The 17,908-nt window shown below is 46.7% G+C and carries 18 protein-coding genes; 16 read left to right on the forward strand and 2 right to left on the reverse strand.

Annotated features, from left to right (window positions below):
- Window positions 1-5 precede the first annotated feature (5 nt).
- The 7 genes from G475_RS25705 (at window position 6) to gucD (ending at window position 7,540) form a co-directional block, all read left to right on the forward strand.
- The gene (locus G475_RS25705; protein WP_051302727.1) at window positions 6-1,001 is read left to right on the forward strand and encodes a Gfo/Idh/MocA family protein; all 996 of its coding nucleotides are present in this window, start codon (window positions 6-8) and stop codon (window positions 999-1,001) included.
- Window positions 1,002-1,095: 94 nt separating this feature from the next.
- The gene (locus G475_RS0119115) at window positions 1,096-1,902 is read left to right on the forward strand and encodes a histidinol-phosphatase (protein ID WP_026702647.1); all 807 of its coding nucleotides are present in this window, start codon (window positions 1,096-1,098) and stop codon (window positions 1,900-1,902) included.
- 102 nt (window positions 1,903-2,004) lie between these two features.
- A complete protein-coding gene (locus tag G475_RS0119120) occupies window positions 2,005-3,162 on the forward strand; it encodes an amidase (protein WP_026702648.1) in 1,158 nt (385 codons plus the stop codon).
- Between the two features lie 100 nt (window positions 3,163-3,262).
- Window positions 3,263-3,955 carry a GntR family transcriptional regulator gene (locus G475_RS0119125; protein WP_026702649.1) on the forward strand — a complete coding sequence of 231 codons (693 nt, stop codon included), beginning with the start codon at window positions 3,263-3,265 and terminating at the stop codon, window positions 3,953-3,955.
- Between the two features lies 1 nt (window position 3,956).
- Window positions 3,957-4,880, forward strand: coding sequence for a dihydrodipicolinate synthase family protein (locus G475_RS0119130; RefSeq protein WP_026702650.1), 924 nt, complete (start codon window positions 3,957-3,959; stop codon window positions 4,878-4,880).
- A 29-nt stretch (window positions 4,881-4,909) separates the two neighbouring features.
- Window positions 4,910-6,079 carry a mandelate racemase/muconate lactonizing enzyme family protein gene (locus tag G475_RS0119135; RefSeq protein WP_026702651.1) on the forward strand — a complete coding sequence of 390 codons (1,170 nt, stop codon included), beginning with the start codon at window positions 4,910-4,912 and terminating at the stop codon, window positions 6,077-6,079.
- 12 nt (window positions 6,080-6,091) lie between these two features.
- The gene (gucD, locus tag G475_RS0119140) at window positions 6,092-7,540 is read left to right on the forward strand and encodes an alpha-ketoglutaric semialdehyde dehydrogenase GucD (RefSeq protein WP_026702652.1); all 1,449 of its coding nucleotides are present in this window, start codon (window positions 6,092-6,094) and stop codon (window positions 7,538-7,540) included.
- Between the two features lie 115 nt (window positions 7,541-7,655).
- Here the strand turns inward: gucD and G475_RS0119145 are convergent, their stop codons facing one another.
- Complete coding sequence (locus tag G475_RS0119145) at window positions 7,656-7,835, reverse strand: hypothetical protein (RefSeq protein ID WP_026702653.1); 180 nt, start codon at window positions 7,833-7,835, stop codon at window positions 7,656-7,658.
- 231 nt (window positions 7,836-8,066) lie between these two features.
- Between G475_RS0119145 and G475_RS0119150 the strand changes: the two genes are divergently transcribed.
- The 7 genes from G475_RS0119150 to G475_RS0119180 all read left to right on the forward strand — a co-directional run bounded on the left by G475_RS0119150 (window position 8,067) and on the right by G475_RS0119180 (window position 15,785).
- Window positions 8,067-8,417, forward strand: a complete 351-nt coding sequence (locus G475_RS0119150; RefSeq protein WP_026702654.1) for a helix-turn-helix domain-containing protein — start codon at window positions 8,067-8,069, stop codon at window positions 8,415-8,417.
- Window positions 8,418-8,501: 84 nt separating this feature from the next.
- Window positions 8,502-10,112 (forward strand): DcuS/MalK family sensor histidine kinase, encoded by a 1,611-nt coding sequence (dcuS, locus tag G475_RS0119155; protein ID WP_026702655.1) that lies wholly within the window; start codon window positions 8,502-8,504, stop codon window positions 10,110-10,112.
- Window positions 10,109-10,825 (forward strand): response regulator, encoded by a 717-nt coding sequence (locus tag G475_RS0119160; RefSeq protein WP_026702656.1) that lies wholly within the window; start codon window positions 10,109-10,111, stop codon window positions 10,823-10,825. The genes dcuS and G475_RS0119160 overlap by 4 nt, the downstream gene beginning before the upstream one ends.
- A 126-nt stretch (window positions 10,826-10,951) precedes the next feature.
- The gene (locus tag G475_RS0119165) at window positions 10,952-12,649 is read left to right on the forward strand and encodes an SLC13 family permease (protein ID WP_026702657.1); all 1,698 of its coding nucleotides are present in this window, start codon (window positions 10,952-10,954) and stop codon (window positions 12,647-12,649) included.
- Between the two features lie 124 nt (window positions 12,650-12,773).
- Window positions 12,774-13,481 (forward strand): hypothetical protein, encoded by a 708-nt coding sequence (locus G475_RS0119170; RefSeq protein WP_026702658.1) that lies wholly within the window; start codon window positions 12,774-12,776, stop codon window positions 13,479-13,481.
- 203 nt (window positions 13,482-13,684) lie between these two features.
- Window positions 13,685-14,368, forward strand: a complete 684-nt coding sequence (locus tag G475_RS0119175; RefSeq protein WP_026702659.1) for a response regulator transcription factor — start codon at window positions 13,685-13,687, stop codon at window positions 14,366-14,368.
- Window positions 14,361-15,785 (forward strand): HAMP domain-containing sensor histidine kinase, encoded by a 1,425-nt coding sequence (locus G475_RS0119180; protein WP_051302733.1) that lies wholly within the window; start codon window positions 14,361-14,363, stop codon window positions 15,783-15,785. The genes G475_RS0119175 and G475_RS0119180 overlap by 8 nt, the downstream gene beginning before the upstream one ends.
- A gap of 14 nt (window positions 15,786-15,799) precedes the next feature.
- On the opposite strand, the gene G475_RS0119185 is transcribed toward G475_RS0119180, so the two are convergent.
- Window positions 15,800-16,372, reverse strand: a complete 573-nt coding sequence (locus G475_RS0119185) for a thioredoxin family protein (protein ID WP_035711994.1) — start codon at window positions 16,370-16,372, stop codon at window positions 15,800-15,802.
- A gap of 376 nt (window positions 16,373-16,748) precedes the next feature.
- Between G475_RS0119185 and G475_RS0119190 the strand changes: the two genes are divergently transcribed.
- Together G475_RS0119190 and G475_RS0119195 are read left to right on the forward strand one after the other, a co-directional pair.
- Window positions 16,749-17,033: a YrhK family protein gene (locus G475_RS0119190; protein ID WP_035711998.1), complete on the forward strand. Its 285-nt coding sequence runs from the start codon at window positions 16,749-16,751 to the stop codon at window positions 17,031-17,033.
- 62 nt (window positions 17,034-17,095) lie between these two features.
- Complete coding sequence (locus tag G475_RS0119195) at window positions 17,096-17,665, forward strand: FAD-dependent oxidoreductase (protein WP_026702663.1); 570 nt, start codon at window positions 17,096-17,098, stop codon at window positions 17,663-17,665.
- Window positions 17,666-17,908: the final 243 nt, after the last annotated feature.

Consider the following 17,908-nt stretch of genomic DNA (forward strand, 5'->3'; position numbering starts at 1 on the left):
TATTAATGGAAGAGACACTGCAGTGGGGTATTATCGGAGGAGCGAGAATAGCTATCAGTGAATTTCTGCCTGCGTTACATAAAGCCTCGGAGGGGGAAATCCGTGCCATTGCAAGCAAATCCGGGTCAGCAGCAGACTTTGAAGATGTCCCTGTATTTTATCAGACATATGAAGAGCTGTTAGATGATGTCATGATAGATGCTGTATATATTGCTCTTCCAAACTCTCTTCATGCGGAATGGGCGTTAAAAGCGATGGAAAAAGGCAAGCATGTACTGTTGGAAAAACCGGCCGGCATTTCTTCTGAAGAAGTGAAGCAGATGAGGGAGGCGGCGGAACAGCATCATGTCATCCTGATGGAAGCCTTCATGCATCAGTTTCATAAACAGCATGACGTGGTAAAAAAAGTATTGCAGACGAATAAATTGGGAGACTGGAAGTTTTACAGAGCTCATTTTTCCTTTACCATTACCAATGAAAACAATATTCGCCTGAATAAGGAGCTGGGCGGAGGCGCATTGTATGATGTAGGCTGTTACGGCATCCATACCATGAATCAGCTTCTTGGCTGGAAACCGGAAAAAGTCACCACAAGAGGCAGAAACCATGACACCAGCGGCGTAGATGTCATGTCGATTGCGCTGTTTGAAGATGGCAGCGGCAGGTTAGGCGAAGTGGTGGCAGGTTTTGATCTACCGGCAGCGAACCGATATGAAATCATTTGTGAGAAAGGCTCCATTCAGGTCGAAGATGCCTATCGTCCTGATGCCTCAGCTAATGGCTGCGGTACGATTATTGTAAAAGACCGCTCGGGAGACATCGTATCTTCGATCAACGTAAAAGATGACGCCTATCGAAATGAGATTGAGCATTTTCAGGAATGTGTCCGGGAAGATAAACCGCCGCGCTACACGATGCGGGACGCCAAAGAAGTCAACACCCTTGTGGAATTTGCCTATCAGGCGTTGAGAACACAGAAAAAATCAAATATTCGATATTAAGAGGAGTAAGCCGGGCTGTATACCAGCCTGGCTCTTTTCATACTGTAAAATATGATATTCTAATAGAAGAAAAGGGAGAAGGAGTGGAGAGCCTATGAAATTTGATCTGCATACGCATCACTATCGCTGCGGCCACGCCAGGGGAGAAATGGAAGACTATATTCAGGCAGCACTGGCGCGGGGACTTGATGTCATTGGCATATCGGATCATTCCCCGTACTTTGGAAGGGAAGAAAACCATCCTTATCCGACATTGACAATGGCGAAAAGTGAGTTTGCTGAATATGTAAACGAAGTCAGACGACTGAAAGAAAAATACAGAGATAAAATTGAAGTACTGCTTGGCGTAGAATCTGATTACTTCGAAAAATCCGCCCAGACATACAAAAATGTCTATGATCACTACCCGATGGATTACATTATCGGTTCGGTTCATTTTGTTCACGGGGTTAATATCTTTGATAAAAACCGCTGGAATGGATTAAGTGAAAAAGAAATCCTTGATACCAAAGAAGAATATTACCGGTTGATTGAAAAATCAGCAAAAAGCGGCATGTTCCAAGTGCTTGGCCACATCGATGCGATTAAAGGGTATTTCCCTTCTATTTCCGATGTGAAAACGAATAAGGTGGATCATGCCTTACACGTAATAGCGGATCAGGAAGTAGCGATTGAAGTAAATACCTCCGGTAAAATGAAAGACTGCGGCGGCTGGTATCCTTCCGCAGACTTATTGGAACGAGCAAAGTATTATAACATCCCCATCACGCTCGGATCGGACAGCCATGACCCGGAACGGATCGGGGAGGATTTGGATCTTGTCCGGAGACATCTCAAGTCAATAGGTTACCAGGAATGGTATTTTTTCAGAAATAAAAAACCGGTGGCTGTTTCTCTGTGATTTAGTGATCATAACCAGTGGAAGACACCTTTTTTATTGACATTGCTGCATGACAAGCTCCCCTCTGTCCTCGATAATGAAACAAAGGGGGGATCGGGGGAAATGGGTGAATTCAACGCTTATATTGATAAGGACACAGTCAGAACTCCGCTGGGTAAGGGAGTTTTATCGGGGAGGACCTTTTCGATTAAAGATGTCATAGCAGTCGAAGGGGTTGCCAATGGAGCGGGAAATCCAGATTGGCTCCGTACAGCCCGGCCGGCTCTCGACGATGCACCAGTTGTCACAGCACTGCGGCGTCAAGGCGCGGAGCTGCAGGGAAGAACGATCACGGATGAGATGATGTACAGTTTAAACGGAGAAAATTATCATTACGGCACTCCTCAAAACCCCAAAGCACCGGATCGCATACCAGGCGGCTCTTCCAGTGGATCAGCCTCCGCAGTGGCGGGCGGGTGTGTTGATTTTGCGCTTGGCACTGATACGGGGGGTTCTGTGCGTATTCCCGCCGCTTACTGCGGTCTGTATGGATTTCGTCCAACCCACGGGGCATTGCCGATCGAAGGCGTCATTCCGCTGGCGAAAAGCTTTGATACGATCGGCTGGATGGCAGAAGAACCGAAGCTGATGAAAAAAATCGGGGACGCCTTACTCGATGATTTCCATGCGGGCCCCGGTCTACGGCGGGTGGTTATCCCGGAAGAACCCTGGGAACTGCTGGACCCGGAGCTGCAGTCCGTTTATTCCCCGCTTCTGTCCACTATTTCTAGTCAGGCGGAAACAGTGGAACAGAAAACATTGACGACCGGAGGACTGAAGGCGTGGGCGGAGACCTTCCGCACGATGCAGGCCATGGAAATCTGGCAGGAACACGGGGAGTGGATCCAACAGGAAAACCCGGGATTCGGTCCTGATATTGCCCAACGATTTTCGTGGGCAGCTACATTGGATCAAAACCGTTATTCGCAGTTAGTAAACCTCCGAGAACAAATACAAAGTTATCTTTCTTCTTTTTTGAAAAACGATACGATACTAGTACTTCCGACAACGCCTGGGCCGGCCCCAATACGAAATCAATCGCTGGAAGAAATGAATGACCGAAGAGCCAAAACGATGCAGCTTACTTCGATTGCAGGGCTTGGAGGACTTCCTCAACTTACGGTTCCTGTTTCAGGAGCGAAAGAGGCACCGGCAGGTATCTCTCTTATTGCGGGCAGGTTTCAAGATAAACATTTATTGAAATGGGGGGATACGTTTTAAAAAATTCTCTCCCTCCCTGTTGATCGAGTGATTGACAAAAGATCAATAGGGATTTATAGTATTATTAACTGATATATCAGATATCAAAGGAGGTGGAAATATGGATGCGGAACTCGAACAATTTTTGATGTCGCGCACGAATAATATTCAGTCCCTCCGGCAGATGGCGGTCGATACGATCCGGGAAGCGATTGTAATGGGCTATTATAAGCCGGGAGAGCCGATCCGGGAAAGGCAGATTGCCGAAAAAATGAATATCAGCACCACTCCGGTAAAGGAAGCATTCCGTACGCTCGAATATGAAGGGCTGGTGGAAACGGTGCCGAGGAAAGGAACGTTTGTTTCCAATATGGCGGACACCTCCATTGAAGAAATATTAATGCTTCGGGCGTCGGTGGAAGGGTTGTGTGCCAGGCTGGCAGCAGAAAAAATGACACCGGCAGATAAACAGAAGCTAAAACAACAGCTTGAACGTATGGATATTCTTCTGCAGGAACAGCGGGTGGAAGAGCTTGTGCAGGAAAATACAACCTTTCACCGGATGATTGTTACTTACGCTCAAAGCCCGATGATGGAGCAGACGTGGAATACCGTTTCTGCTTTTGACCGGGCCTTCCGCAAGCTGGCCCTGCAGCAGAATAAGGAACAGACGGAAGGGTTTGCCGAGCATTGGCGGGTGTTTGAAGCGGTGGAACAGAGTGATGGAGAAACAGCGGAATTGGAAATGAAGAGTCATATCCTGAGAACGCTTGATCATGTCATGAAGCAGGAACAGCGGAGGAGAGGAGAATAATATGGAGACGAAAACAGCAGCGGAAAAATTGAAAACGATTTCTGCTATTAATATTACGCCATTTCATCCAGATCATTCGATCGATTGGGAGGCGCTGAAGCGGAATGTCGATTATCTGCTCGATAAACATTTGGAAGTCATTGTGCCATGCGGCAACACAGGAGAATTTTATTCGTTGACCGTGGAAGAAGCAAAAGAAGAAAACAGAAAGGTAACAGAATGGGTATCCGGCCGTGCAACGGTCATAGCCGGTATTGGATATTCCGTAGATACAGCTGTAGAGATGGGGCTCGATGCTAAAGAAGCAGGAGCGGATGCCGTTTTGATTCACATGCCGATTCATCCTTATATGAACGAAGGCGGGACGGCAGCTTATTTTCGAAATATTATGGAAGCTATCGATATGCCGGCGGTGATTTATTTTAAAAACCCCGCATTAGGGGACGCAGTGTTGAAAGAATTGACACCGCTGCCGCAGCTGGCAGGTGTGAAATACGCGATTAATGATCTTCCGCGCTTTACCAAGATTGTAAGGGAAACGCCGGAAGAACACGGAGTTACCTGGGTGTGCGGAACAGCCGAAAAGTGGGCCCCGTATTTCTGGGCGGCCGGGGCAGAAGGATTTACCTCCGGTCTCGTAAACTTGTATCCGGAGATATCTTTTGAATTATTACAGGCACTGCGTCAGGGAAACTGGCAGCGGACCTGGGAACTGTGGCATACGATGGTTCCGTTTGAGGATTTGCGGGCAAGACACAACGCCGGCAACAATGTCGTTGTCATCAAAGAAGCGCTGCAAATGCTGGGATTCCCGGCCGGGCCGACCCGGGAGCCTGTGTCTGCGTTAAGTGCAGAAGAAAATCAGGAAGTGGCGGATCTGCTGGAAGATTGGCAGCTTAGCAAAGAGACATTTCTGAAAGTCTAATCATTCTACTGGGGAAAGGTTGTGCGTAAATGAAACTGACAGATGTATCTTTAACCGTCGTCGGAGTACCCAGGCATACTGGGTTCGTCAATAAACACATCATTGTCCGGCTGTATACGGATGAAGGAGTGACAGGGATAGGGGAAATGTCCGATTTTTCCCATCTTCCCCGTTACGCTCCGGATGTGAAAGACCTGGAAAAGGTGCTGGAGCAGATTCTGATCGGGAAAAACCCATTCGATCTGGCGTTAATTAATAAAGAGCTGCTAGATAACTTCCCGGAAGCGATGTATTACTACGAGAAGGGGAGCTTTATCCGTAACGGTGTGGACAACGCTCTCCATGACCTATGCGGAAAGTACCTCGGTGTATCTGTCGCGGAACTGCTCGGCGGCAAATACCATGATAAGTTCAAAGTGTGCTATCCGATTTTCCGTCATCGTTTTATGGAAGAAGTTGAAGAGAACGTGGAAGTCGTCCGGAAGCGTTTGGCGGAAGGATTCGATGTGTTCCGTTTGTATGCCGGAAAAAATGTAGAAGCAGATGCAGCCTTTTTGGCAGCGGTAGACAAAGAATTCGGTTCGAAAGTCACGATTAAATCGCTTGATTTCAGTCATCTGTTGGATTGGAAAGAAGCAGCAAGGGTGGTTAAAAGGTTGTCCCGTTATCATTTTGAGCTGGTAGAAAGCCCGGCCTATCCCAATGATTTTGAGGGTCTTCGTCATTTCCGCCATAAAATAGATCACCCTGTCAGTGAACACGTATGGAGTTTTCGTCAGCAGTTTGAAATGATAAAACAGGAATCTGTTGATATCTTTAATGTTTCGCCGATCTTTATCGGCGGCCTGTCAAGTGCAAAAAAAGCGATTGCGGCAGCTGACGTAGCCAAGAAAAGCTGCCTGCTCGGTACGACTCAGGAGCTTTCCATTGGTACAGCAGCAATGGCACATCTTGGAAGCACCATGACAAACCTTAATTATACGTCGGATCCGACCGGACCGGAGCTGTATATCGATGATGTGGTTACTGAAAAAATCAGCTACCAAAACGGCTATTTAATAACGCCGTCCCGGGATACTGCTGGTCTTGGAATCGAACTGGATGAAAAGAAAGTGGAGCAGTTTACACTTCCTGATTTGAGCTGGAACGATGTCACGGTCCACCAGTTGCAGGATCGTACCGCACAGACAAAATCCTAAGGAGGCCTTTCTATGAGTATTGTCACACAGCAAACTTATTCCAACTATATCAATGGAACATGGGAATCATCCGCCGGGGACACCAAAGCAAGCATTAACCCGGCACGTCCCGATGAAGTCGTGGGATATTACACCCTTTCCAGCGCGGATACGCTGAATAAAGCGGTGGAAGCAGGAATGGCGGCAAAAGATGCCTGGAGAAAAATGGCCGAGCCGGCAAGAGGAAACATTTTATTTAAAGCGGCCGATTTTCTGGAGGGCCGCCTGGAAGAAATCGCAGAAACGATGACAAGAGAAATGGGAAAAACATTTCCGGAGGCAAAGGGAGAAACGATGCGCGGCGTTCAGCTCCTGCGTTATTATGCCGGCGAAGGCATGAGAAAAAACGGCGATGTCATCCCCTCCACCGATCAGGAGGCATTGATGTTTACTACACGGACACCGCTTGGGGTAGTAGGCGTTATCACCCCCTGGAACTTCCCGGTAGCCATCCCCATTTGGAAAATCGCGCCGGCTCTCGTTTATGGCAATGCCGTTGTGTTCAAACCGGCACAGGAAGCGGTCATCACTGCAGCAAAAGTGATGGAATGCCTGGCGGAAGCAGGCTTTCCTGAAGGCGTGATTAATTTTGTCACAGGGACCGGTTCCGTGATAGGGCAGGGACTGGCCGAACACCCGCATGTTCACGGCATCACCTTTACCGGCTCAGAACAGGTGGGACGGGGCATCGGACAGACGGCGCTTTCCAGAGGCGCTAAATATCAACTCGAAATGGGCGGAAAAAACCCGGTCATTGTGACCGAAGATGCAGACCTTGATTTGGCCGTCAATGCAACCATCAGCGGCGGACTGAAGTCCACCGGCCAGAAATGTACAGCAACCAGCCGTGTGATCGTGCAAAGTACCGTTTATGATTCCTTTAAAGAGAAACTGCTTGAAAAAGTAAAGGATATCAAAGTCGGGGACGGCATGAAAGAGGACAGCTGGATGGGGCCGTGTGCCAGTGAGAGCCAGTTTCAGACCGTCTCCTCCTATATTGAAAAAGGGAAAGAAGAGGGAGCCGAACTTCTCTGCGGAGGAGAGACGGTCCCGGAGGAAAAAGGGTATTATATTACGCCGGCTGTCTTTGATAGAGTGAGCCCCGATATGACGATTGCCCGCGAAGAAATCTTCGGCCCGGTCCTCGCGTTAATGAAGGTAGAGACCGTAGAAGAAGCAATTGAACTGGCAAACGACACAGAATACGGACTCAGCGCTTCGATTTTCACCACCAGCATTCAGCACTTTCTATCGTTTCTCGACGATATCGAAGCCGGTCTCGTCCGTATCAACGCAGAAAGCGCAGGGGTCGAGCTGCAGGCTCCATTCGGCGGCATGAAAAACTCGAGTTCTCATTCGCGGGAGCAGGGCGAAGCCGCCAAGGAGTTTTTTACATCAATCAAGACGGTGTTTGTGAAATAAATCATACAACTATAAATCGAAAATCGGACAGATTATGCTATAATAAACCCAACCTTGCGTATAAGGTTGGGTTTTGATTTTCATTTTTAATTCTATCGAGTGAGGCTGATACGTTTTAATTATATGGATAATCGCAGATTTCTTCGTAGGCCTCCACAACTTTCTGCAGGGTGTTCTTTTTCGTACACGTGGTAAGATCATTTTGATTCATTATGGTTTGGGACAAGGATAAAAAACTGATGTGCGGGTTGGAAGAGGATAATAACAGCTCTACGTACGGTTTATCTTCGTTCAACATGATTCCTCCTTAGGGGTTCCAGAATTGACCATGTTATGGTTCAAATCTCCATTACAATTACATATTATCATGTAATATATTTGTAATAAATGCTAGAAAAGTTGTGATTATTGCAATAGAGAAGGACGAATGCTCCTATTTAACTGCTTATTTGGGTGGAGAAAATCGTAACAAAATGGGGGAAGGTCTTTAACCGGAAGAAAAGTAGAAGGGAAGGGAGGATTTCTTTTGATCGGGGAACGGATTGTCCGTTATCGAATGAAAAAGGACATGTCTATTCATGATTTGGCGGCACGTACAGATATATCGCTGACCTACTTACACGACATCGAACAGAATAGATGGCTGTACCCTTCCGTACAGTATGTGGAAAAAATTGCTGCAGCTCTGGATGTTCAGGTTCATGATATACTAGGTCCAAAAACGGAGAAAGAAGCAGCAGAAGAACTGGATGAAAAATGGCTGGAAGTAGTTAGAGAAGCCATGTCCTCCTATGTAAGCAAGGAGCAGTTCAAAGAATTTTTGGACGCCAAAAAAAGAGAAAAAGAAAGAAAACAGCAGGGGCTGGATTATTACTAGTTTACTGACTGCAGGGGCTGCCCTTTTGGACAGCCCCATTTTTTGATGCTTGGATGGAGAAAATAGAAAGGCAAGGGAAGAGGTATGAAACGTTGGTTAAATAATAGGAGGCCGATCCGGCTTCAGAGTTGGATTACCCTGCTCGTTTCTTTTGTCACGCTGGTTGCCCTGCTGGTTACAGGGGTGTTAATTGCAAGGGATACAGCAGAGCAGGCAAGAGAGGCTCAAAAGGAAAAAACAATGGATGTCGCTCATGCTGTGGCCTTCTCAGACATTGTCCGAAATGGACTGCAGGAGGAGTTCCAGGATGGAAAAATTCAAGCTTATACCAAACAGGTGCAGGATGAAACCGATGTTGCTTATATTGTTGTCATGAATATGGACCATATCCGTCAGTCCCATCCGGTGGAGGAACGAATTGGGCAGTATTTTGTAGGAAACGACGAAGACCGTGCATTTGAAGGAGAAAGCTACTCTTCTGTCGCTGAAGGTACCCTTGGGGAATCCCTGCGTTCTTTTGTACCCATTACCAACGAGGAGGGCAGGCAGATCGGGGTGGTGTCTGTCGGTATTTTATTGGATAACATTGAGAGTGTTATGATGGATCGACAGAAGATCGTTTATCTTGGCTCCGGAGCAGGAATGCTGATTGGTGTCCTGGGAGCATTGTGGCTGGCGCGGCGTATCAAATACACAATGCATGGATTGGAACCCCGTGAGATTGGGCAGCTGCTCCAGGAAAGAGAAGCCATGCTTGCCTCTGTCCGGGAAGGTATTATTGCGATTAATGATAAGGGGTATATTATTATTGTCAATGATGCGGCCAGAGCATTATTTCAACGAGCGGGTATTAGGAAGGATCCGATGGGCGAACGGGTCGATGTCTTTTTTCCGGAGTCCCGTTTGAGAGAGATCTTATCTCATCAACATGCTGAATACGACCAGGAAATGAATCTGAACGACCTTTCTATTATCGTAAATCGAATGCCGGTGGCTTTAGAGGAAAAGGTCGTCGGTGCCATTGCTACTTTCCGGGAAAAAACGGAACTGACCACTCTTCTCGAACAGCTTACCGGGGCAAGACACTATGCAGAGCGGCTGCGGGCTCAAACTCATGAATTCATGAACAAGCTTCATGTGATATCAGCCATGGTTCACACCGAATCATACCAGGAGTTGGAGGAGTATATTTCTCAGATCTCCACGGCCTATCAACGGGATACTGGGTCTGTTTCTAAGTTGGTGAAAGACCCGGTTCTAGCAGGGTATCTGCTGAACAAATTCAATACGTTTCAGGAGCAGGACATTGAGATCGAGCTGGAAGGGGGATCTCCGCTTCCTGTACTTCGAAAGACGGAACAAATGGACGGGCTGATCACGGTTATTGGAAATCTGATGGATAATGCCATGGAAGCAGTGCAGAACCAGGCACGCAGACATATAAAAATAACCATCCATTACATGGACGACGTTCTCTATTTTGCGATTCGCGATAATGGCAGAGGCATGACAGAGGAGGAAATGGAGAATATATATCAATCAGGTATATCTGCGAAAGGAAGGAACCGGGGGTATGGCATGGAGCTTACCCGAAAAGCTTTGCAGGAAATGAACGGGGATATCGAAATATTTTCTGAAAAAGGAACAGGCACAAGAATAGAAGTGACCGTTCCCTATGAAGGGGACCACGTATGATACAAACATTAATTGTGGAAGATGACCCGATGGTTGCGAAATTTAACCGATTATATCTCGAAAAAGTAGAGGGGTTTAAAGCGGCAGCTGCCGTGGAAAATGTGGAAGAAGCATGGAAGTACCTAAACGGCCGTGACATTGATCTGATTTTACTGGATATTTATATGGTAAAGAAAACAGGGATGGAAATGCTGAAAGATCTGCGTAAAACCGGAAGTCCGGTGGATGTGATTGTTATCACTGCCGCTGATGATAAGGAAACGGTACAGGACGCTCTCCGATATGGGGCGGTAGATTACTTAATTAAACCTTTTCATTTTGAAAGGTTCCAGGAAGCGTTGAGGCGCTATCGTTATCAACAGGATATCATCAAAAAGGAAGAGCCGGTGACGCAGAAAGATCTGGATCCCTTTTTTCAACACCAGCCGGCTCTTCAAAGCAAGGAAACGGATCTTCCCAAGGGCCTTACCCCGCTGACCTTCTCCCGTATCGCGGAGGTGGTGGAGAGCTTTCATGAGGAGGCTTTTTCTGCCGGTGATGTGGCCGAACATACTGGAATCTCCCAAGTTTCTGTACGAAAATACCTTCATTACTTAGTAGATCAGGATGTGCTTGGTATGGATGTTATTTTCCAGGCAACCGGAAGGCCCTTGCATCAATTCCGGCTCAAACCCGGGAAGCTCGAAATGGTGCAGCGTTTTCAAGCGAAGTAGTTCCATTTTTGCTTTTTTTACTTTAAAAAGGGTTGGAATATTTAACAAAGGTATACTTTCGAAGCAGACACATGTATATTCGATAATCAGTAAGCGTTTACAATGAAAGAGTGAGGAGGAATGGACGTGGCGAAAGGAACGATTACTTCTGTGTGGAGAAGTCTGTGGTCATCCCATACGAAAACGAAAAAATTGTTGACGTTTTCTCAGATCAGGGAGGCAGCAAATGCTTCTTCCGCCGGGAGCAGCAAAGGAAATTCAGCAGTTGGCAGCGGTCCCGGAGGCCCGGGCGGCAACGGAAAATCAGGCGGTGGCTCAGGGGACGGAGAGGATAACCCAGCCTACACCCGTGCCCAATTGGTGGGGCTTATTCTTGGGCCGTTGTTATTTGTTCTTGCCATGCTTTTTTTTCAGCCAGATGACTTAAGTGCCGCGGCTCAAACCGTATTAGCCGCCACGCTGTGGATTGCAACATGGTGGATTACCGAAGCTATTCCGATCCCGGCGACCTCCCTTTTACCGATAATCTTACTGCCGTTATTCGGAGCGGTGGATGTGGATACGGTGGTCTCCTCTTATGGAAATGATATTATATTCTTGTTCCTGGGCGGCTTTTTTATAGCCACGGCGATGGAAAAATGGAATCTTCATAAACGTATCGCATTAAATATTATAGACTTCATAGGAACAAGCACCAATCGTATTATTCTGGGATTCATGGTTGCCACAAGCTTCTTATCGATGTGGGTGTCGAATACAGCATCTACGATGATGATGATTCCGATTGGAATGGCGATTGTTTATCAGGTGACAGAAGCACTGAAAGAAGAAGAGGGAAATAAGGACCTGAAAAAATTTGAAAAAGCGATTATTTTCGGGATCGGCTATGCCGGCACCATCGGCGGTCTCGGCACGTTGATCGGCACGCCGCCAAACAGTCTGCTGGCGGGAACGGTCGAGGAACTTTATGGGGTGGAAATATCTTTTGCCGGCTGGATGGCGTTTGCGGTTCCTGTGGTGGCCATTCTGCTGGTGAGTGCCTGGGTTTATCTCACTAAAATCATTTATCCCATCAACATGAAACAGCTGCCCGGCGGACGGGAATTAATAAAACAGGAAAAAACAGCCCTCGGCCACATTGGCCCGGAGGAAAAAGCGGTGCTGGCCGTCTTTGTATTCGCAGCGTTCATGTGGATTACAAGAACATTTATATGGGAGGATATCGTAAGTCTGCCGGAAATTAGCGATGGGATGATTGCCATCACGGCAACGCTATTACTATTCTCTATTCCATCCGCCCACAAGGAAGAAACAAAAGTACTCGAATGGAAAGATTCCAAAAATATTCCATGGGGTATTTTGTTGTTATTCGGCGGAGGTCTGGCGATTGCTTCCGGTTTTGAAAATACTGGTCTTTCTAATTGGATGGCCGAGCAGTTAACGGTTCTGGAAGGAATGAATTTTGTCCTGATCGTGTTTGTATCCACGGCGCTTGTGCTGTTTTTAACCGAAATTACATCAAACACGGCAACGGGAACCATGATTCTACCTGTTGTGGCGTCTCTTGCCATTGCATTGAATATACATCCCTATGCTTTGATGGTTCCGTGTGCGATGGCAGCAAATTGTGCCTTCATGCTTCCGGTGGGAACGCCGCCGAACGCCATTATTTTTGGAACAGGAAAATTGAAAATCATTCAAATGGTTCAAAATGGATTTTGGCTGAATGTGCTGGCTATTATTCTTATTGTCGTGGCTGTCAATCTCTACCTGCCGGCGGTGTGGAGTATAGATCTGCAGAATATCCCATCACAGTTCCAATAACCCGGCTGAAAAATTTTAAAAAAAATATTGTTGTTGACATCAAGCTGACATAAGGTTCTTTTAAAGTAATAAATGTGATCGGCAGAGAGCCGATCCAATAGATAATCTTCAGGAGGGAAGCGAGGTGCTATGGAATAAAAAAGGAAACTATTTACTGGCGTCTGTATTATCCATTAGTATGATCGGTGCAGTGCCAGGCATTGCAGCTGCAGAAAATAGTCCCGTAGATAACGTAGTCACCAAAGAGGAAGCTCCTCAGGGAGACGCCAGCTTTTCTCAACATCAAGCCAGCCAGCCGTCTGCCTATAAAAGCAGACGAGCCATGAAAACCGAGGAACTGGAACAGTATGCTGCAGAACTTGGTATTGACACAGAAGACAAGAATATTTATGAAATTTCCCAGGAAGTCAAAGAAGTCGCAGTAAAACAACGAGCAAAAGAATTAGGAATAAGCACACTGGGAAAGAACCTCAGTACCCTGACAGAAGAAGTCAGAGAAGCTGTTCTAACGGAAAGAGCAGCGGAACTCGGCATTGACACCCGCGACAAAGAATTGTCGGAAATCGTGGACGCCGTAAGTGAAGCGGAATTAAAAGCCGAAAGCAAAGAACTGGGCATTGACCCTGAAGGAAAAGAAGTCCCCCAACTAATCATGGAAGTGAAAGAAAAACAAGCATTACAAGCAGCGGAAGAACTTGGTATAGAGACCAAGGGAAAAAGCATACGACAAATTTCCGATGAAATCGTAAACGAACATGAGGAAGAAGCTAGAGACATGAACTTCTTTCCCTCAGCAACCCATGATGCTGACCCCTTGCATGCATGGATATAATAACATGCGGGTTGTCCCCCCAGCAGCCCGCCTTGCTATCTGCAAGCAGCAACAAGTGAACACAGCGATAAAAGCAGCTAACTTTTTTCATTGACCCCCTTTTTAAATATGGAAATCCCTGATGATGTATCGGGGATTTCCTTTTGTATACATAGCTTTATTACCTGTATATCTTATATAATGATGACAAGGAGTGACCTGAGATGCAGAGAATACTGATCATTGAAGATGAGCCGGCTATCAGTAAAGTGCTTCAGGCTTATTTTCAAAAAGAAGGTTATGAAGTAAAAGCTGTATTACACGGGGATGAAGCGCTGCCTGCTTTTCGGGAGTTTAAACCGGAGCTTGCGATTGTAGACGTGATGCTCCCCGGCCGGGACGGGTGGAGCATACTCGAAACAATCCGGGAAGAATCTGCCGTTCCTGTTATTATGCTTACGGCCCTCGGAGACGTAGATTACCGCCTCAAAGGCCTCGATGGCGGGGCCGATGATTATATAAGTAAACCCTTTGATTCAAGCGAAGTGGTAGCACGGGCGAAAGCCGTTCTGCGGCGGTCGGGGCAGGTGCTGCAGGAAGAGGAAGTCAATCATTATGGCAGTTTAACCATCAATCAAAAAGCACACACGGTAAAACTGAATGGAGCGGATGTTCCGCTGACCCCACGGGATTTATCCCTGCTTCTTTTTTTGGCAAGACACCCGAATCAGACCTTTGACCGGGAACAGCTGATTGAGAGGGTTTGGGGGATCGATTATGAAGGAAGTGACCGGGCCGTGGACTTATCGATCAAGCGCATCCGCAAGTCCCTGCAAAATTGGCCGGAGTCGGAGGGGGAAATAAAGACGCTGCGTGGATTGGGGTATCAATTCTGTGTTTATGAATAAATCAGACAAGAAAATCTCACTGCTTCGTTATTGGACGACGCGCTATTTAATGACACTTGTCATTGGACTTATTGTAGTAGGTATTGTATCGGTGTTTTGGCTGAGACAGACAAACCTTGAACATCGACTGGATATGACCAAATATCTGGGACAGGAAATAGCGGACCGTTTTGTCGAGGAACAATCAGGAGAAACCGTTCCTCAGGAGGGGATTTTTGATTATATCCAACAGCGGCAGAATATTTTAGATACGGAACTGGATCCTATTATATATATTGTGGACCGTAACGGCCGGATTCTATCCAACCCATTTGAAAGGAACCCTTTTACGTTTGAAATCTTTCCCGTAAGTATTCTGGAAAATGAAAACAATGTCCAGCGCCTGCGGCTGGAAAGCGGCGAGGAGTCCTATCTGGTAAAAACACCGATTATGGCGGAGGATGTCATTGTCGGCTGGGTGGTCGTGATTCAGTCAGCCAACCAGCTTACGCAAATGAACGAAGAATTCCGGCTTCTCGCGATTATGCTGGTTTCTTTGGCACTCATCGGCTGGGCCGTTATTTACGTTTTGTCGCGAAAACTCTCAAGGCCTATCCAGGATGTAGCTACGGCCGCCAAACATGTTCAGGAACAGGATTATGACTTTACCCTGCCGGCCAACATAAAAGAACAGGAAGTGCATGAACTCGTTCATTCCTTCCGGGAAATGTCCGGGCGCCTGCAGGAGCTCGAAAAACTTCGCTCGGAGCTTTTGGCCGGAGTGACGCATGAATTAAAAACCCCCGTTACTTCGATGACGGGGCTGATTCAGGCCGTAAGGGACGACGTCGTAAGTGGAGAAGAAGCGAAAGAATTTCTTGATGTATCCTTAAACGAAGCCAATCGAATGAAAACGATGGTAGCGGATTTATTAGAATTTAATTCGTTTGCTGCCTACTCGGTGCCGATTTCTAAAGAAGAACATGATATTAATACCCTGCTGAAGGAAATTATCCACCAGTGGGAGGTAGCTAACGATGAGGAAACACTGCAGTTATCCCTGCATCTGCTGGAGGACGCTGTCTATGTCAGCGTAGACTCTTTACGGCTCCAACAAATTATCGTCAATCTTTTAAATAACGCAAAGCAGGCCTTAAAAGGGGAAGGAAACATGGATGCCGTCCTCTATCACAAAGATCCATCCACGATAGGAATAGATATTATAGACAACGGGCCGGGGATAGCCGAAGAAGAAAAACATCTTATATTCGAACGCTTCTTCCGGGGAGAAAATAAAAAGTATGACACCCACGGCCTGGGACTGGGACTTCCTTTCAGCAAAATGATTGCCCGCAGTATGGAGGGCGATCTGGTGCTTGCAGAAAGCGCTCCGGGAAGAACTGTCTTCACCCTTGAGCTGCCAAAGCATCAAGAGTGAAGACGTCCCAGGGTTCAGAGTTGGAGCAGCTGGTTGGTCAATTCATATACGACCAGTTTTTGATAACCGCTGTCCTTCCCATACCTCGCATGAATCCCTTCATACGCAGCCTTTTTGGCTTCTTCGGCCTGGGGATCGTCCGGCGCATAGTTCTGCCGCTTAAATTCGGTCATTGGTTCCTGGATGTATGCAGGACGAGGTCCCCATGTGAACAGGACATCTCCCCCTGGATTTGTGACAATTACTTTCGGTACGGAACGGCCGCCCATAGTTAAAAAATGTCCCATTAAATCATCGTGCTTCTCCATGATAAATAGCTCAACAGGAATATCCGCCTCCTTCATAACCTCAAGCACCGGTCCGAGGCTGCGGTGAACGTCCCCGCACCAGTCACCGGCAAGAACCGCACAGCGAAGGCTGGTGTTGTCTTTCAAGGGAGCAAGGGCTTCCCGATCATGGTCGTCCCAGGTGAATAGTTCGTGCCATTGATCAAGTGTGGCGCGATAGCGATGATTCATGCTTTCCATAAATTCCTGCGGCGTCACGCCGTGTCCAAGCTTTTCTTTTATATTGGCCGATGTTATCATTTTATCCCTCCTCTATTGGAGTTTATCATGAAAGAAAAAAATTAGAAAAAATGTCGTTCTGACATTGGGCTGACATATAAATCTCATAAGATGAAATTGTAAGGATAGAAGACATATTACACACTATCCTGTCCCCCTTCTTATAAGGAGACAAACAAGCATAAAGGACCCTTCTTCTGGTGAACATGATAATTCCTCCTTTTAACAGCTGATCAGGCAGAGGTCAGCTATCGACTGATTTTCGCCATGAAGTAAATGCAAGCCCAAATGTCTCCTTATAATCATAAATCCCCGATGGCAGCGATCGGGGATTTATTTTTGTTTTATCCAGGAATGATACCGGGAAGATTTATTAGGAAAGGGGAGGCAAAGATAGATGAGTGAAAAAAGGACCACGGAAAACTATGTGGATATCTCACTCGGACGTTATGAGTTCTTTGTTCAGAAAAAATATACCATCCTTCATACCCTCAATGATTTTCTGCTTGGACTGTGGTTTTTCATTGGAAGCTTCTTCTTTTTTTCAGAACCGTTAAAGAGCATTGGAATTTGGCTGTTTGTCATCGGAAGTTTTCAGCTTATGGTCCGCCCGGCCATACGGCTGGTTCATGATTTTCATTTGCAAAAACACATCGAAAAACAGCACAAAAATGATGATTGATAAACGGGGGAAACGGGTAAGAGATAAGGTGGATGGAAAAGAACAAGGGAGGGAGTAAAAGTATGTATGATGTGATTGTTGTTGGCGGCGGCCCTGCCGGAGCAAGTGCAGCTATTTTTACAGCAAAAGCCGGAAAGAAAACGCTGGTTCTTGATAACGAGCAAAGTATGACAAAAGCAGCCTGGGTGGAAAACCATTACGGAGCGCCGGCAGTAGAAGGTCCGGAATTATTAAAAACCGGCCGGGAGCAGGCGGAAAACTTCGGGGCCGAATTTGTGAATACCCAAGTAAACCGTGTGGAGAAAGTGGATAATCAACGGGTGAATGTAGAAACAGAGGACGGAGAATATGAAGCGGCTCATGTGATTCTCACCATCGGCGGCAATACCAAACTTGCCGAAACATCCGGCATTAAAACAACAGAAGGCACCGAGCCACGCATAAAATCGATCATTGATGTCGATGACAAAGGAAAAACAAGCGTAGTAGGAGTCTGGGCAGCTGGAACCGCTGCCGGCGTCAGTGTTCATACCATCATAACGTCCGGGGATGGAGCAAAAACAGCGATTAACGTACTTACAGAAATGAATGGAGAACGCTACGTAGACCATGATGTGTTAAAATCCAAATAAACAGGCAGCGAGTCTGGGACAAAACATTATCATGGACAAAAAATCCGAACGATTTTTTCCATAAATCGTTCGGATTTTTGTGTATTGTTCTATCGCTGCGTCAAAATAGGTCGCTTTCCGCGGGCACGGCTCGAGCCTCCTCGGAAGAAAGCCACTTCCTGCGGGGTCTCGAGACTCGTGCTTTTCCCGCAGGAGTCGACCTATTTTGACTCCGCTGAATGGACGTTCTTGTTATATAAACCC

Source organism: Salibacterium aidingense DSM 18341, assembly GCF_000429685.1.
GTDB classification, from domain to species: domain Bacteria; phylum Bacillota; class Bacilli; order Bacillales; family Marinococcaceae; genus Salibacterium; species Salibacterium aidingense.

Excerpts from the sequence above, each read along its gene's own strand:
- G475_RS0119190 (WP_035711998.1), top strand. The coding sequence starts at position 16,749 with ATGAGTGAAAAAAGGACCACGGAAAACTATGTGGATATCTCACTCGGA.
- G475_RS0119130 (WP_026702650.1), top strand. The coding sequence starts at position 3,957 with ATGGAGACGAAAACAGCAGCGGAAAAATTGAAAACGATTTCTGCTATT.
- G475_RS25705 (WP_051302727.1), top strand. The coding sequence starts at position 6 with ATGGAAGAGACACTGCAGTGGGGTATTATCGGAGGAGCGAGAATAGCT.
- G475_RS0119125 (WP_026702649.1), top strand. The coding sequence starts at position 3,263 with ATGGATGCGGAACTCGAACAATTTTTGATGTCGCGCACGAATAATATT.
- G475_RS0119160 (WP_026702656.1), top strand. The coding sequence starts at position 10,109 with ATGATACAAACATTAATTGTGGAAGATGACCCGATGGTTGCGAAATTT.
- G475_RS0119185 (WP_035711994.1), bottom strand. The coding sequence starts at position 16,372 with ATGATAACATCGGCCAATATAAAAGAAAAGCTTGGACACGGCGTGACG.
- G475_RS0119120 (WP_026702648.1), top strand. The coding sequence starts at position 2,005 with ATGGGTGAATTCAACGCTTATATTGATAAGGACACAGTCAGAACTCCG.
- G475_RS0119195 (WP_026702663.1), top strand. The coding sequence starts at position 17,096 with ATGTATGATGTGATTGTTGTTGGCGGCGGCCCTGCCGGAGCAAGTGCA.
- gucD (WP_026702652.1), top strand. The coding sequence starts at position 6,092 with ATGAGTATTGTCACACAGCAAACTTATTCCAACTATATCAATGGAACA.
- dcuS (WP_026702655.1), top strand. The coding sequence starts at position 8,502 with ATGAAACGTTGGTTAAATAATAGGAGGCCGATCCGGCTTCAGAGTTGG.
- G475_RS0119175 (WP_026702659.1), top strand. The coding sequence starts at position 13,685 with ATGCAGAGAATACTGATCATTGAAGATGAGCCGGCTATCAGTAAAGTG.
- G475_RS0119135 (WP_026702651.1), top strand. The coding sequence starts at position 4,910 with ATGAAACTGACAGATGTATCTTTAACCGTCGTCGGAGTACCCAGGCAT.
- G475_RS0119115 (WP_026702647.1), top strand. The coding sequence starts at position 1,096 with ATGAAATTTGATCTGCATACGCATCACTATCGCTGCGGCCACGCCAGG.
- G475_RS0119180 (WP_051302733.1), top strand. The coding sequence starts at position 14,361 with ATGAATAAATCAGACAAGAAAATCTCACTGCTTCGTTATTGGACGACG.